The organism is Reichenbachiella sp. (assembly GCF_965233835.1).
In the GTDB taxonomy this organism is placed as follows: Bacteria; Bacteroidota; Bacteroidia; order Cytophagales; family Cyclobacteriaceae; genus Reichenbachiella.
The window spans coordinates 4,181,784-4,196,003 of the sequence record NZ_OZ247585.1 but is presented as its reverse complement, the minus strand read 5'-3'; the positions used below and the strand labels follow the sequence as shown (position 1 = coordinate 4,196,003).

The window sequence follows — 14,220 nt, the reverse complement described above, 5'->3', positions numbered from 1 at the left end:
GCGTTGCTCCGGAGTCATATTTTTCTATGGTATAATCCTGAAAAATTCGATCCATTCTTTTGAATCAGTTTTTGGTATGGGTCAGAGTTTACAAAAGCTTCTAACGTCTCATTATCAAAGGCACTGAAGATCAAAACATGACTGAGTAAAAAGTTGATGGTTTTCATCCTCTCCTTTCCTTTTTGCAATCCCACGATAGCCGATTTGCTTCCGATAAAATATGGAAAGACTTCCTGAGAAGTAGCATAAGCTATTAACTGTTCAATATGTTGAGCATTTCCCTCTTCATTCATATGAACCAAGAATTTTAACTTGCCGTCGTATTTCAAGGCAGGAGGATTTTCTTCTGTTTGATTTTGCTGCTTCATAAAACCAAATTGAAAGTGTTTGACGGCTGCAGTTCTTAGCAGACTTTTGACTTGAAATAGCTTTACGGAGAGCATGTTCAGTAGGCTTTGTGCCTTTGGATATCTCACCACAAGTAGCATATCTCGTTGCAACCTGTCATTACTTACCAATACCTTTTCCAACTGACCTTTGAAAATGGGATAGGCTCCAACAGCCTTCACATGTTGATAAGCGAGACGATTATATAATCCGTAGAGCCAACCTCTTTTTAGGTCAAACCAATTAATAGCCCACAGTGCCTCATCCAATCGAGTATCAGAATTAGTACTAATGACAGAAGCAGTAGTTTTATGGGCAATCTCAGCACTGATAATCTTTTTTTGACTCATAGGTATTGCTCTCTGAGAATGTTGGCTACTTTTTGCACCCCAGTACCACCTTTTTCTTCAAACAAAAAGAGGTTTGGTTCTGGAGCTACTTCGGGCATGTTAGGGTCGATGATATATTTGGGTATGTTGGGTCGCGTATGGTGCATCAGTCCAGCAGCAGGATATACTGCTAGCGAAGTACCTACAATCAAGAAAATATCAGCTTCTCTTGCTTCCTTGATAGCTACGTCCATCATAGGAACCATTTCGCCAAACCAAACAATGTGTGGACGGAGCTGCGAACCCTTTTCACATTTATCGCCCGGGTTTAGTTCCCATCCCTCCATATCGTAGACTAGTGATTCATCTACAGTACTTCTGGATTTGAATAATTCTCCATGTAAATGTACAACCTGCGAAGACCCAGCCTTTTCGTGCAGGTCGTCAACGTTTTGAGTGACTATCATCACTTCAAAATCTTTTTCTAAATCTGCAAGAGCTAGGTGCCCTTTGTTCGGTTCGGCTGTTAAGGCTTGCTTTCTTCTTTGGTTGTAAAAGTCCAGTACCAAGTCACGATTGGCCGCCCATCCTTGAGGTGAGGCGACTTTCATTACGTCATGACCTTCCCATAGGCCATCAGCATCGCGAAAGGTTCTGATGCCGGATTCCGCACTAATTCCAGCACCTGTGAGTACAACTATCTTTTTCAATTTTTTTAATTTAAAGATAACTAAAGCAACTCATTGGCTTTATCCTGTATCAATTGCCAGGACTCTTCGACATGATTTTGTTGAACATAGGTCTGGCCGATGACCATGCGAAGTGCATACTTGCCTTTTACTTTCGTGTGTGTCAAATAAGCTTCACCAGAACTGTTGATTGCCGCCACCAGATTCGCATTTAGTTTATCCAGTTGTTCTTCATTTTTTTCTGAAGCGATCCCTCTAAAGCAAACTACATTCAGCTTAGGCTCAATGACAAGTTCAAAATGCTCATTTTCATTTACCTGGTCGGCAAACCACTGCGCATAGCTCATGTGCTCTCGAAGTCTTGTTTGAATACCTTCTATGCCAAAATCGCGAATGACAAACCAAAGCTTGAGCGCTCGGAACCTTCTGCCCAGCGGTACGCCCCAGTCTCTGTAATCTTTGACTTGTCCACGAGTGCTTGTTTTGAGGTATTCGGGTAAAATTTCGAAGGTTTTAATCAGTGCCTCTTCGTCTTTGATGAAGTATACCGTGCAGTCGAAATTAGTAAACATCCATTTGTGTGGATTGAATACAAAACTGTCTGCTTTTTCAATTCCTGCAGTCATTGAATGATATTCCGGAAGCATAAGTGCCGTGCCTGCATAAGCTGCATCGATATGAAGCCAGACATCATATTTCTTGCAGAGGTCTCCAATAGTATCCACGGGATCAATGGCGAGTGTTCCTGTGGTGCCTACTGCAGCAACTACAGCACATGGAATAAATCCATTTTCGATATCACTTTTAATCGCTGTTTCTAGGGCTGAAGGAATGATAGCCAGGTTTTCATCGACTTCTACTTTTACCAAATTTTCGACACCGGCACCAAGTACTTTAACAGCTTTATCTATAGAGGAATGGGTCTCTGAAGAACAGTAGAATCTTAATTTCTGATTGTCAAATCCATTTTGATTGATGGTCCAATTGGTTTTTTTCTCTCTGGCCGAAATCATAGCGGCCAAGGTCGCAGTGGACGCAGTATCTTGAATACAGCCTGTCCAATCCTCAGGGATATTCATTAGTGGCTTTAGCCAGTTGATCATGAGCTCTTCTAATTCCGCTGCAGCTGGGGAAGTCTCCCAGATCATGCATTGGGCTCCTAGTGTAGCGGTAAGCATTTCGCCAAGTACAGATGGGTAACTCGAATTGGCGGGAAAGTAAGCGTGAAATTTTGGGCTTTGCCATTGGGTCATTCCAGGAAGTATGATGGACTCAAAATCTCTAAATACTTGATCAAATGGTTCACCTTGACTTGGAGGGTTTTTGGGCAATTGACCTATGACTTCGCCTGGTTTGGAGAGCGATTTGACAGGGAGGTTTTCTATGTTTTCATAAAAATCAGCCATCCAGTCTACCAGTTTGTGTGCTTCTTTTCTAAAGGATTTTTTGTCCAGCATATATTTGGGTTCTTCAATGAATTCAGTGCGATATACTCCCGCTGAGGGAAAGAGTTGTCTAAATTAAATTTTTATGATGATTTAAGAATTAAATAATCTTTTATCAATCAAAAAAGTTGATGTCATCAGAGTAGATCAGCCTATGATAACAACTACAGCAAAAGATGATTTAGGTCATGAATTAGGAATTTTCGCCCTTCTACTTTTACAACAAAAAAAGACACCATGAGTAAATATTTGCCTGCCAAAGAGGCCCTTGAATATGTAAAATCTAACGATAGAATTTTCATTCACAGTGTGGCTGCGGCCCCTCAAGTTTTAATAGATGCTCTTACAGATCGTGCGTCAGATTTGGAGAATGTAGAAATTGTGCATCTTCATACGGAGTGTGAAGCCAAATATCTAAGGGAAGAATACCAGGGAAGTTTTAGGGTGAAGTCCTTTTTCGTGGGAGCGAACGTCCGTAAAGCCACGCAACAGGGAATTGCAGACTATATTCCAGTTTTTCTTAGTGAAATTCCCAAAATGATCAGGGAGACGTTGCCATTGGATGTGGCTTTGGTACAAGTCTCACCACCAGATAAACATGGTTTTTGCTCTTTGGGTGTCTCCGTAGATGCTTCTCACACGGCCGTGGATTGTGCCAAACTAGTCATAGCTCAAGTGAATGAGAACATGCCCCGAACGTATGGCGATGGTATGATGCACATTAGTAATTTTGATATTCTGGTCGAGCACAACTGTCCTATATATACCGTCGATGTGCCTGAGCCAACAGATATAGAAAAAAGAATTGGAAACTATGTAGCTGGCTTAGTAGAAGACGGGGCTACACTTCAAATGGGGATTGGAGCTATTCCAAATGCAGTTTTGTCTAGTTTGACCAACCACAAAAAATTGGGCATTCATACCGAAATGTTTTCAGACGGTGTGATTCCTTTAGTCGAAAAAGGAATTATTACCGGCGAAACGAAAAAACTGTACCCTGGAAGAATTGTTTCTGCCTTCATCATGGGGACTGAAAAGCTCTACAACTTTGTGAATGACAACCCGGGAGTGATGATGATGGATGTAGCTTTTACGAATGATGTAGCCATTATTAGAAAAAATGACAAAGTGACCTCGATCAACAGTGCGATCGAAATTGATCTGACTGGCCAGGTTTGTGCAGACTCCATTGGTACCAAGCAATATTCAGGTGTCGGTGGCCAGATCGATTTTATTAGAGGAGCCTCTTATTCTGAAGGCGGAAAGCCCATTATAGCATTGTCATCAGCTACTAGTAAGGGCTTGTCCAAGATTGTACCAACGTTAAAGGAGGGCGCTGGAGTAGTGTCTACCCGTGCCAATGTACATTATATAGCCACTGAATATGGGATAGCTGATTTGTACGGAAAAGGCCTTCAAGAACGTGCGAAGTTACTGATTGATATTGCCCATCCAGATCATCGCGAAGCGCTGGATCGAGCAGCATTTGAAAGGTTCGGGCGAAAATTGATATAGACGTTCTCTTTTCTACAACTGCATTATTAAATTGAGTTAACCGCTTTTTGCTTCATTAGGATTAATTAAATTGGTGATTTATTAATCTAATTAATCCAATGAAAAAAGTTATAAACGCGCTTGTAATCACTTTGATAGCCTTTGCCTGTGGGCCAAAGGAAAATTTTCAGGAAGCTTATGAAAGTATCAATGAGGAGGATTTGAAAGCTCGAATCAAGGCTTTGTCGTCTGATGAGTTTTTAGGTAGAATGCCCTTCACGGAAGGAGAAACCAAAACAATCAATTATCTCAAAGATGAATTCCAAAAATTAGGCTTGAAGCCAGGCAATGGAGATAGTTATTTTCAAGAAGTGCCTCTGGTAGAGTTGACTGCAGCAGTTGATCCTCAGATGAAGATCACTGGAGGAGAAGGTGAAATCAGCCTCGACTATTGGGATGATTTTGTGGCATTGACTCGAAGAGTAACTGATTCTGTACGAATAGAAAATTCGGAGATCATATTTGCAGGATACGGTACGATCGCTCCCGAGTATGATTGGAACGACTATGAGGGACTGGATGTCAAAGGAAAAACTGTTTTGGTTTTGATCAACGACCCAGGGTTTGGTACTGAGGACAAGTCCTTCTTCAAAGGGAACGAAATGACATACTACGGTAGGTGGACTTACAAGTATGAAGAAGCAGCCAGACAAGGGGCCGCAGGAATCATCATTGTGCATGAAACTGCACATGCTAGCTATCCATTTGAAGTGGTGCAAGGCGGATGGTCTGGAGCCAATCTGTATCTTGAAAACCCTGATAACAACATGTCGAGATGCGTGATTGAAGGCTGGATATCAGAAGAAAGTGCCAATCAGATGTTTACCAATATGGGCATGGAAGGGTATGATTTTTATGAAGAAGCGCGCAAGCGAGAGTTCAAGCCATTTCCTATGAATCAGCAATTGTCAGTTGGACTGATAAATAGTATTAAAAGATCAAAATCCAATAATGTGATTGCCAGATATGAAGGGTCAGAAAGACCAGATGAAACCATCATCTATAGTGCGCACTGGGATCACTTTGGTATCGGTAAGCCGGTGGATGGTGATTCTATTTACAATGGTGCTGTGGATAATGGTACTGGTGTAGCTGGTATCGTACAAGTGGCGGAGGCCTTTACGAAATTGAATATTCCAACTAAGAGATCTGTAGTGTTTATGGCTGTGACAGCTGAAGAACAAGGACTGCTAGGTTCTGCGCACTATTCGGTCAATCCAATTTATAATCCAGCCAAAACGGTAGCCAATTTGAATGTGGATGCTATACGTCCTATTGGAAGAGTCAATGATTTCTCAATTGTAGGGTATGGTCAGTCGGAGTTGGATGACTATGCCCAAAGAGCTGTGGAGAAGCAAGGTCGATATATCACCCCAGATCCGCATCCAGAATCTGGTGGATTTTTCCGGTCAGATCATTTCAATTTTGCCAGTATTGGTATCCCAGCCCTTTATGGCAAAGGAGCTACAGATAGTGATGCTAATGGAAAAGAATGGGGAGAAGAGCAGTACAAGAAGTATACCAGCGAAAACTATCACAAGCCTTCTGATGAGTACTCGGAAGATTTCAATGCCGAGGGCGTGAAGCTCGATATGCAAGTAATGTTTGACATTGGATATACTTTGGCTAATGAGCCCACTTTTCCAAAATGGAAAGAGGGGTCAGAGTTTAAAGCCATTAGAGAAGGCCAATAATAGTCCTATGATGCCATTAATGGAATTAATGTGCAAGAAGAAAATAATCCTATTAAATTGAAATCCTTTAGAAAAGCGATGACACATCGCTTTTCTAATTTTCACGAATACCACAAACAGTTAACCCTATGAGAAAATCAATAACGATGCTGACGGTAGGTGTGATGGCTTTAGCAAGCTGCCAGACTCCCGAAACAAAGACGACGATGAACGAAGAAAACCCATTGTTATCGGAATGGAATACGCCATTTGGAGTTCCCCCATTTGATCAAATAAAAAATGAGCACTATTTGCCAGCTTTCGAGCAGGGAATGAGTGAACATAAGGCTGAAATTGATGCAATCGTAAACAATACGGAGGCTCCTACATTTGCCAATACCATGGAAGCACTAGAAAGGTCTGGAGCTACATTGGACAATGCCACCAGAGTGTTTTATGCAGTAGCTGGGGCGCATACTAATGATGTGCTGGATTCTGTTAGAACGGTGGTTTCACCTATGCTTTCTAAGCATTATGACTATATCAGTTTGAATAAGGGTTTGTTCGAAAGAGTAGAGGCTATTTATAATTCACTAGAAAGTAGTGATCTAAATGCACAGCAAAAAAGATTGGTAAGTGAGTCGTACAAAGGCTTTATAAGGTCAGGTGTTGGGTTGGAAGGTCAACAAAAAGATCGACTGCAGGAAATCAACAGCAGATTGTCTGAGTTGACCACCAAATTTGGACAAAATGTACTGGCTGAGACCAATAATTTCGAAGTACATACTACCAATCCTGAGGATTATGGAACATTGACCAGTAGTTTGGTTTCTCTTGCTGCAGAGGAGGCTAAGAAAAGAGGCCACGAGGAAGGATGGTCATTTACTTTACAAAGACCAAGTATCAATCCCTTCTTGCAGTACTCTCCAAATCGAGAAATGAGAGAACAACTATTTCAAGGTTACGCGATGCGTGCTGACAACGACAATGAAAATGACAATAAGAAGATCATTGAAGAAATTGTAGCCTTGAGAATAGAAAGAGCTAATCTTTTAGGTTATGAAACACATGCCGACGTACAACTGTCATCCAGTGTAGCTCAGACTCCCAAAGCAGTCATGGATTTTATGGACAAGGTTTGGCCTGCTGCTTTAAATATGGCTAAATCTGAAAGAGAGGCTTTGGCGGCTGAAATGAAAAAAGACGGAGTTGAAGGAGAACTGAGAGGTTCGGATTGGAGATATTATGTGGAGAAGGTTAGAAAAGCCAAGTATAATTTCGATGAAGATCTCATGCGTCCTTACTTTGAAGTAAATGCTGTAAGAGATGGTGCTTTTGCTTTGGCAACTGAACTTTTTGGAATCCAGATCAACGAATTGAAAGATATGCCCAAGTGGCACAAAGACCAACAGGTCTTTGAAGTACTGGAGGCTGATGGCACTCATATTGGTATCCTGTATATGGATTTCTTTGCTAGAGATAGTAAAAGAGGAGGAGCATGGATGAACTCGTTGAGATCTCAGTCGAAGATGGACGGCGATGTAACCCCAATTGTGACCAACAATTTTAACTTCCCAGCCCCTACGGAAAATGGACCTTCTTTACTTTCTTTTTCAGAATCGGAAACGATGTTTCACGAATTTGGACATGCCTTGCACGGTTTGCTGTCTGATGTGACTTATCCTTCCCAATCGGGAACAAGTGTGCCAAGAGACTTTGTAGAGTTTCCTTCACAGGTGATGGAAAACTGGATGAGTGAGCCAGAAGTGCTTAAGCTTTATGCGAAGCATTACCAGACAGGCGAAGTGATACCAGACGAGTTGGTTAAAAAAATGAATGATGCCAATGCTTTCAATGAAGGGTTTAGATCTGTGGAATATATGGCCGCAGCCTATTTAGATATGTCGTGGCACACACTTACCAGCGCAGAGGGTATCGAAGCCAGAGCTTTTGAAAAAGAGGCGATGGATAAAATTGGACTCATTGATCAGATCATCCCTAGATATAGAAGTGGCTATTTCAATCACATTTTTGCAGGTGGATACTCTGCTGGATACTACAGTTATCTGTGGTCAGAGCTGCTTGATGCAGATTGTTTTCAGGCCTTCAAGGAAACTGGTGATCTTTTTGATCAAGAGACTGCTCAGAAATACAGAACAATGTTGAGCAAAGGAGGGTCGGAGCCAGGTATGGATCTTTACATTGAGTTTAGAGGCAAGACGCCCGAGATTGATCCCCTTCTGGAAAAGAAAGGATTTAAGTAATTAGATAAAGGCTGGACATTGGTTCAGCCTTTTTTATTTGTCTGCTATATGACATTTTACATTGGAGTAAATAATAATCCCTGAGCTTTTCGTTAAATTGTATGTATATACATTAAAACCAAAAATAACCATGAATAGAAAAGTATTCTTAACTAAAGTAAGTGCAGCAGTTTTAGCCGGTATCCCTTTATTGTCTTTGTGGAATTGTTCTGATAACTCAGAAGATGAAATGGACATGGATATGGATGGAGACTCCTCCAAAAGTTGTGTGGACAATGGAACCTCCATATCGATAGGAAGTAATCATGGACACTCCTTGACGGTATCAAAAGCAGATGTAGATGCGGGAACAGCGAAGACCTATGATATTACAGGATCTAGCGGTCATTCACATAGCGTGACGGTGACGAGCTCAAATTTTGCCTCACTCAAGGACAATAGTAGTGTGAACATTGATTCTACCTCGGGCAACGGGCATACCCATAGTGTAACTGTTTCTTGTGCCTAATCAGCTGCGGGGTTGGGGAAGTTGTCAGATTCGTCTTCCCCAGGCCTTTTGTGCAAACATTGAAAATCTTTTTCTACTAATATTCTGACATGGGTTTGGTCGGCATTTTCAAATCCGACCAAATCGGTTTCGATCCATTGTGAACCCAATTTATCTGGAACCTGTACAGAAATATTAGCACCATCAAAATCTACAGAAACTTCCTCTTGCCGTGATCCCACCAGTTGGTAAGTCAGTGATCGATCTCCGAATTGTATGACGTCCCCAACCTGACCTTTAGATGCAAATTGATCTACCTCACTTTGACTCAATCTGAGTCGTACAAAATTTCCGTTGATTCTGATTTTCATTGCTTGTTTATTATGAATTCAAAATTACATTTTCTTTTCCTGAGTAGATATTGAAAGCCTCCTTTTTTAAAAAGCCAATAAGGGTAATGCCCTGTTTTTGTGACAATTCTACAGCAAGACTTGAGGGAGCACCAAGAGCTGCAATTGTTCTGATGCCAACCATAGCCGACTTCTGAATCATTTCAAACCCCAGTCTACCACTGAGCCAAAGTATTTTGTCAAAGAGATCAATCTGTTTTAGCCCACTTACACCAACTAGTTTGTCAAGCGCATTGTGTCTGCCTATATCTTCTCGAATAACAAGCAATTTCCCTTCCGAGTCGAACAACGCAGCTGCATGAAGACCTCCAGTATATTTAAAGGTGTTTTGATGAGGAGTGAGCTGATCTGTAAGAGAAAGAATTGTTTTACTGGTAATCTTAGGGGTAGGGTATTCCTTATTAGATAATTCTCCTTCCAACGCTTCAATGGCAGCTTTACCGCAAACGCCACAACTTGAATTGATGTAAAAGTTCCTCTTGAACTTTTCAGCATCAAAGGCCAAGTCGTTTCTTAATTCTACTTTTAATGTATTCTCTGGCTGCTTAGCCTGCATACAATATTTGGCCGACAGAATATCAGCCGGAAATTTTATGATTCCTTCTGATAGTAAAAAGCCTCTGGCTAGTTCTTCATCCGCTCCAGGTGTTCGCATGGTTACGGCTAGCGAAAATTCCTTTCTTTTGGTCTCCGGTCCATGACCAATTATGATTTCTAATGGTTCTTCTTTGACTAATAGATCATTGGTCGGTTCATTGCCCCCGTTTTTTATTTTTAAAATCTTTGATGTTGCTATACCAACCGTGCTCATTCTCGTATGTCTATGAAGAAATTAAATCCTGTTATAAATGTATATCATATCCCTGACTTACAAAGTTCCCCTAGAAAATATAGATCAGTACCTTGCAGACCATGTGACTTACTTGAATGAGCAATATGAACTAGGACATTTCTTGATGTCTGGAAAGAAAATTCCTAGGGTTGGAGGAATTATTTTGGCGAAAGCCAAGGATAAAGAGGAAGTAAAGGAAATGATTTCAAAGGATCCATTTTATATAAATCAGTTGGCTGAATATGAAGTGATTGAGTTTGAACCGTCTAAATCGACAAAGGAATTAGAATATTTATTAGACTGATCAAATCAGAATTGCGACGTTTGGATAACTTTGAGACCTATGAGTGAAATTCAAATAAAGGTAGTGGCATTCGGAATTGCTAGAGATATCATAGGAGGGAGAGCACTGGATTTGAAATTGGAACAAGGCATGAAGGCACACGAGGCCATGAATCTCTTGAAATCTCGATATCCTGCTTTCGAGCAATTGACTTCGCTCAATTTGGCTATTAATGAAGAATATGTGGATGACGATCATACCATAAAAGCGGGAGATGAGCTGGTGCTCATTCCCCCAGTAAGTGGAGGATGATATTATGATAGAGATCACGGAACAAAAAATTGATGTTACAGCCCTGATTGCTGCAGTTTCGCATGATGGCGCTGGGGCTACTGATGTATTTATCGGAACGACAAGGAACAAAACTTCTGATAAAGCGGTAGTGAAACTGGACTTCGAGGCTTATAAGCCTATGGCCATAAAAGAACTCCAAAAGATTGTAGATCGAGCCAAAACTCAATGGCCTATTCTGAAATATGCGATTGCTCACAGAGTGGGAGTAGTGGAAATTGGTGAAGAGGCAGTTGTCATAGCAGTTTCTACTCCGCACCGACAAGCGGCGTTTGAGTCCTGCAAGTTTATCATTGACGAACTAAAGAAAACAGTTCCTATCTGGAAAAAGGAAATTTTTGAAGATGGAGATGTCTGGGTGGCTGCTCACCCATAGCTCGTGTCTATCCTAATATTTTTATAGCCTCTTCGTACTCTTCTGGTGTGTTTACATTTTTTAGTACCGTGGGGTCATCCAGATGTACCACTTCGATATCTGTATTAATCAATACCTTTCTAGGACAGGAGTATCCCAAACTTAGAAAATGCAATAGATGTGAATAAGCTCTAGGTTCCCAAAGAGTGATAAGCGGCTCAGGAAACTCTGTCTCTGGATTATAGAAAGCAGTAGCCACTTTAGATGGATTTCTTTTAGAAATCAATAATTCCAAAGTCTCTTTGGTTATAAAAGGTTGGTCGCAGGCAGTCACCAACCATGCTGTGTTAGGATTGGATCTGAATGCAGACAAAATAGCTCCATAAGGTCCAAGTCCGGTAAAAGTATCCACGATTTCATTGGTTACATCCGGTGTAGTCTGGTCTTCTCTTACAGAATAAAAGGCTCGATCAGACGTACTTGCCAGCAGGTCGAACATGAAGTCTTTTTGGCTTTTGCCAAAGTATTGGATTTCACTTTTGTCGCGATTCATGCGCGTACTCTTGCCGCCAGCCAGTACCAAGCCATTTATGGATGGTTCTCTATCCTCCAGCGTTTTTTGTATCCAAGAAGAAATGGAGGGAGTATCGCTTACCTGAAACTGGGGTATTTTTTCCCAGTTTTGAATATGGGTCTTTAAATACTCAGGAATTTCCATTTCTTCCTCTTGATATAGGATGATGACGACTTCGTTGAGTTTATGTAATTTCTTCTCAAGTGACTTTCTGGAATCTATGACCAGTATTTGACGATTGCCTTCAAAATGATTGCCATTGACTAGCACCAGGTCTTGGTCAATAAATTTCTTTTTATAATCAAACGTATTCAATTCACCCATTTGATCAAATCGATGGAAGTCTATTTTGTCTACATACTCTAACTGATTTCCATAGGATAGTGAACTGCCTTCAAGATTTGATTCGTCGTCTGCACTTTTATGATCGGCGTCGACATACGCAATTTTATACAGGGAAGAAAGCTGCTCGCTGATTGTTCGAGCCAATTTTTTGATTTCACCACAGGGAGTCCCCAAAATAGCCAATTCGTTTCGTCCAAAATGGCCTAATTCCGGCCTGGTTAATTTTGCGTGTTTTTGGTGTTTCTTAGCCATTGTATTTAAAGTCTTTTTTTCCTCCCGTCTTTGCTATCAATCTGGTTTCCTTGATCACAATATGGTGAGACAAGGCCTTGCACATATCATAAATAGTTAGAGCAGCCAAAGATGCTCCTGTCAATGCCTCCATTTCTACCCCGGTCTTAGCTGCAATAGTGGCTGTGCACTCAATCATAACTTCCAATCCCTTTACTTCTATAGAGAAATCACATCCATCTAAACCAATCGGATGGCAAAGTGGGATCAGCTCCCCTGTTTTTTTAGCCGCCATTGTGCCAGCTATAATTGCCGTTTGAAAAACTGGCCCCTTTTTAGATTGAATCTCTCCTTGTTCCAACCCGGACATGATTTCTTCTGTCAATTGAACCGTGCTTCTTGCCGTAGCCTTTCGAACGGTTACTTGTTTGTCAGATACGTTCACCATCGCAGGATTGTTGTCAGAATCTATATGAGAAAAATTGTCGTTTTTCATATTTATGTGTGTGATAGGAAGAGAGTTGTTTTTACTTTACAATCAGAGGATAAAATTAGAGAATCTAGTATGATATCAGTCGCAGAAGCTAAAAATATTGTTCAGTCACAGCAAGTCAATTGGGGGACAGCGAGTATTCCATTGGAGAAAAGTATGGGGGAGGTTTTGGCTGAGGACATCAAAGCAGATCGTGATTTCCCACCTTTTGATCGGGTGACCATGGATGGCATTGCATTAAGTTTTGATGCTTTTAATGCTGGTGAAAGAGAATTCAAAATTCAAGAAGTGCAGTTAGCGGGTGTCCCTGCCACAAATTTGAAAGGCAGGGAGTTTGCCATAGAAATTATGACCGGGGCAATTTTGAGTGTAGGGTGTGATTTGATCATTCGCTATGAGGACCTGGAGTTTTATGAGAAAGGTAGTGAGAAATGGGTGAAAATAAATTTAGATGAAGCTGACAGATGGAAAAACGTTCACAGACAAGGTAGCGATCAGGAAAAAGGAGAATTGCTAATCGCCAAAGGAGTGGTCGTTACCGCGGCTGAAGTCGCTATCATAGCCACAGTTGGTCACCACGAAGTATGTGTCAATAAAAAGCCTAATGTGGCTATTGTGTCTACTGGAGATGAACTTGTAGATGTAGAAAAAGAGCCTTTAGCTCATCAAATCAGAAAGTCAAACTCGGTGGCCATTCAATCCTCTCTGAATCAGTTGAAAGTTCCTAACAAGTGCTTTCATCTATTAGATGATAAAGAAGAGCTCAGAAATAAAATAAACGCCATATTGAATGATTTTGATGTTGTTCTTTTGAGTGGAGGTGTTTCTAAAGGCAAGGCAGATTATTTGCCGGAAATCTTGGAGGAACTAGGAGTTGAGAAGTTGTTTCATAAAGTAGCGCAAAGGCCAGGTAAACCATTTTGGTTTGGTGCCGATAAATCAGGGAAACAAGTTTTTGCCTTTCCGGGCAATCCCATTTCTACCTATATGTGCTTTAGAATCTATTTTATCCCCTGGTTGGAGCATAACCTTGGAAGACAGGTAGAAGTAAGAACCGCTGTATTAAAGGAAGATGTGATATTTAAACCAGACCTAGGCTATTTTCTTCAAGTAAGAAGCGAGATCGGTAACAATGATTTGATTGAGGTATACCCTGAGACTGGAAATGGCTCAGGAGATTTGGCTAACCTGGCTAAAAGTGATGCTTTTCTTTACTTGCCACCTGGAGAACAACTATACAAATCAGGGAATTCGTACGAGTACTATTCGTTTGACATATCTAGCTTGGCATAGATTTGATCCGCTGCTTTAAACGGGTTGAGGGACACGAGTTCTTCTTTACACCCTAAGAGACTTAGGAAGAATAAGTAGAAAGAAAGACTAAAAAAGAATCGCTTATATCTTATTACTTGCTTCATTTTTCAATAATTATTCTTAACCACCTTTTTCTCACTTAGAATCCTGAGATTCTAAAAGGTTTAAAGTAAAATAATTAACTCTTTAAGATATACTTCTCTG

The 14,220-nt window shown here is 40.9% G+C and carries 15 protein-coding genes; 8 read left to right on the top strand and 7 right to left on the bottom strand.

Annotation, left to right across the window (positions count from 1 at the left end; genetic code table 11):
* Positions 1 to 14: 14 nt before the first annotated feature.
* Genes ACO6S2_RS17770 through ACO6S2_RS17760 form a run of 3 tightly spaced genes read right to left on the bottom strand, consistent with a single transcriptional unit; the run spans position 15 to position 2,862 of the window.
* Positions 15 to 737: a hypothetical protein gene (locus ACO6S2_RS17770; protein ID WP_422359908.1), complete on the bottom strand. Its 723-nt coding sequence runs from the start codon at positions 735 to 737 to the stop codon at positions 15 to 17.
* The gene (locus tag ACO6S2_RS17765) at positions 734 to 1,426 is read right to left on the bottom strand and encodes an SIR2 family NAD-dependent protein deacylase (protein WP_422359907.1); all 693 of its coding nucleotides are present in this window, start codon (positions 1,424 to 1,426) and stop codon (positions 734 to 736) included. The genes ACO6S2_RS17770 and ACO6S2_RS17765 overlap by 4 nt, the downstream gene beginning before the upstream one ends.
* A gap of 20 nt (positions 1,427 to 1,446) precedes the next feature.
* Entirely contained in the window at positions 1,447 to 2,862 is a 1,416-nt protein-coding gene (locus ACO6S2_RS17760) for a pyridoxal phosphate-dependent decarboxylase family protein (protein WP_422359906.1), read from the bottom strand.
* 225 nt (positions 2,863 to 3,087) lie between these two features.
* Between ACO6S2_RS17760 and ACO6S2_RS17755 the strand changes: the two genes are divergently transcribed.
* The 4 genes from ACO6S2_RS17755 (at position 3,088) to ACO6S2_RS17740 (ending at position 8,849) form a co-directional block, all read left to right on the top strand.
* A complete protein-coding gene (locus ACO6S2_RS17755; protein WP_422359905.1) occupies positions 3,088 to 4,365 on the top strand; it encodes an acetyl-CoA hydrolase/transferase family protein in 1,278 nt (425 codons plus the stop codon).
* Between the two features lie 98 nt (positions 4,366 to 4,463).
* Entirely contained in the window at positions 4,464 to 6,098 is a 1,635-nt protein-coding gene (locus ACO6S2_RS17750) for a M28 family metallopeptidase (RefSeq protein ID WP_422359904.1), read from the top strand.
* A gap of 128 nt (positions 6,099 to 6,226) precedes the next feature.
* Complete coding sequence (locus ACO6S2_RS17745; protein WP_422359903.1) at positions 6,227 to 8,341, top strand: M3 family metallopeptidase; 2,115 nt, start codon at positions 6,227 to 6,229, stop codon at positions 8,339 to 8,341.
* A gap of 130 nt (positions 8,342 to 8,471) precedes the next feature.
* Entirely contained in the window at positions 8,472 to 8,849 is a 378-nt protein-coding gene (locus ACO6S2_RS17740) for a hypothetical protein (protein WP_422359902.1), read from the top strand.
* Here ACO6S2_RS17740 and ACO6S2_RS17735 read toward each other — a convergent pair.
* Both ACO6S2_RS17735 and fdhD read right to left on the bottom strand, forming a co-directional pair.
* The gene (locus tag ACO6S2_RS17735; RefSeq protein WP_422359901.1) at positions 8,846 to 9,199 is read right to left on the bottom strand and encodes a DUF7009 family protein; all 354 of its coding nucleotides are present in this window, start codon (positions 9,197 to 9,199) and stop codon (positions 8,846 to 8,848) included. The genes ACO6S2_RS17740 and ACO6S2_RS17735 overlap by 4 nt on opposite strands.
* A gap of 10 nt (positions 9,200 to 9,209) precedes the next feature.
* The gene (gene fdhD, locus ACO6S2_RS17730; protein WP_422359900.1) at positions 9,210 to 10,049 is read right to left on the bottom strand and encodes a formate dehydrogenase accessory sulfurtransferase FdhD; all 840 of its coding nucleotides are present in this window, start codon (positions 10,047 to 10,049) and stop codon (positions 9,210 to 9,212) included.
* Positions 10,050 to 10,086: 37 nt separating this feature from the next.
* On the opposite strand from fdhD, the gene ACO6S2_RS17725 reads away from it, so the two are divergent.
* Genes ACO6S2_RS17725 through ACO6S2_RS17715 form a run of 3 tightly spaced genes read left to right on the top strand, consistent with a single transcriptional unit; the run spans position 10,087 to position 11,080 of the window.
* The gene (locus ACO6S2_RS17725; protein WP_422359899.1) at positions 10,087 to 10,374 is read left to right on the top strand and encodes a YciI family protein; all 288 of its coding nucleotides are present in this window, start codon (positions 10,087 to 10,089) and stop codon (positions 10,372 to 10,374) included.
* 39 nt (positions 10,375 to 10,413) lie between these two features.
* Complete coding sequence (locus tag ACO6S2_RS17720; protein ID WP_422359898.1) at positions 10,414 to 10,665, top strand: MoaD/ThiS family protein; 252 nt, start codon at positions 10,414 to 10,416, stop codon at positions 10,663 to 10,665.
* A 4-nt stretch (positions 10,666 to 10,669) separates the two neighbouring features.
* On the top strand, positions 10,670 to 11,080 hold the full coding sequence (locus ACO6S2_RS17715) for a molybdenum cofactor biosynthesis protein MoaE (protein WP_422359897.1): 411 nt from the start codon (positions 10,670 to 10,672) through the stop codon (positions 11,078 to 11,080).
* Positions 11,081 to 11,087: 7 nt separating this feature from the next.
* Here ACO6S2_RS17715 and ACO6S2_RS17710 read toward each other — a convergent pair whose 3' ends face one another.
* Together ACO6S2_RS17710 and moaC are read right to left on the bottom strand one after the other, a co-directional pair.
* Positions 11,088 to 12,230, bottom strand: a complete 1,143-nt coding sequence (locus ACO6S2_RS17710; RefSeq protein ID WP_422359896.1) for an NTP transferase domain-containing protein — start codon at positions 12,228 to 12,230, stop codon at positions 11,088 to 11,090.
* Positions 12,223 to 12,705: a cyclic pyranopterin monophosphate synthase MoaC gene (gene moaC / locus ACO6S2_RS17705; RefSeq protein ID WP_422359895.1), complete on the bottom strand. Its 483-nt coding sequence runs from the start codon at positions 12,703 to 12,705 to the stop codon at positions 12,223 to 12,225. The genes ACO6S2_RS17710 and moaC overlap by 8 nt, the downstream gene beginning before the upstream one ends.
* A 69-nt stretch (positions 12,706 to 12,774) precedes the next feature.
* On the opposite strand from moaC, the gene ACO6S2_RS17700 reads away from it, so the two are divergent.
* On the top strand, positions 12,775 to 13,995 hold the full coding sequence (locus tag ACO6S2_RS17700; protein WP_422359894.1) for a molybdopterin molybdotransferase MoeA: 1,221 nt from the start codon (positions 12,775 to 12,777) through the stop codon (positions 13,993 to 13,995).
* Positions 13,996 to 14,220: the final 225 nt, after the last annotated feature.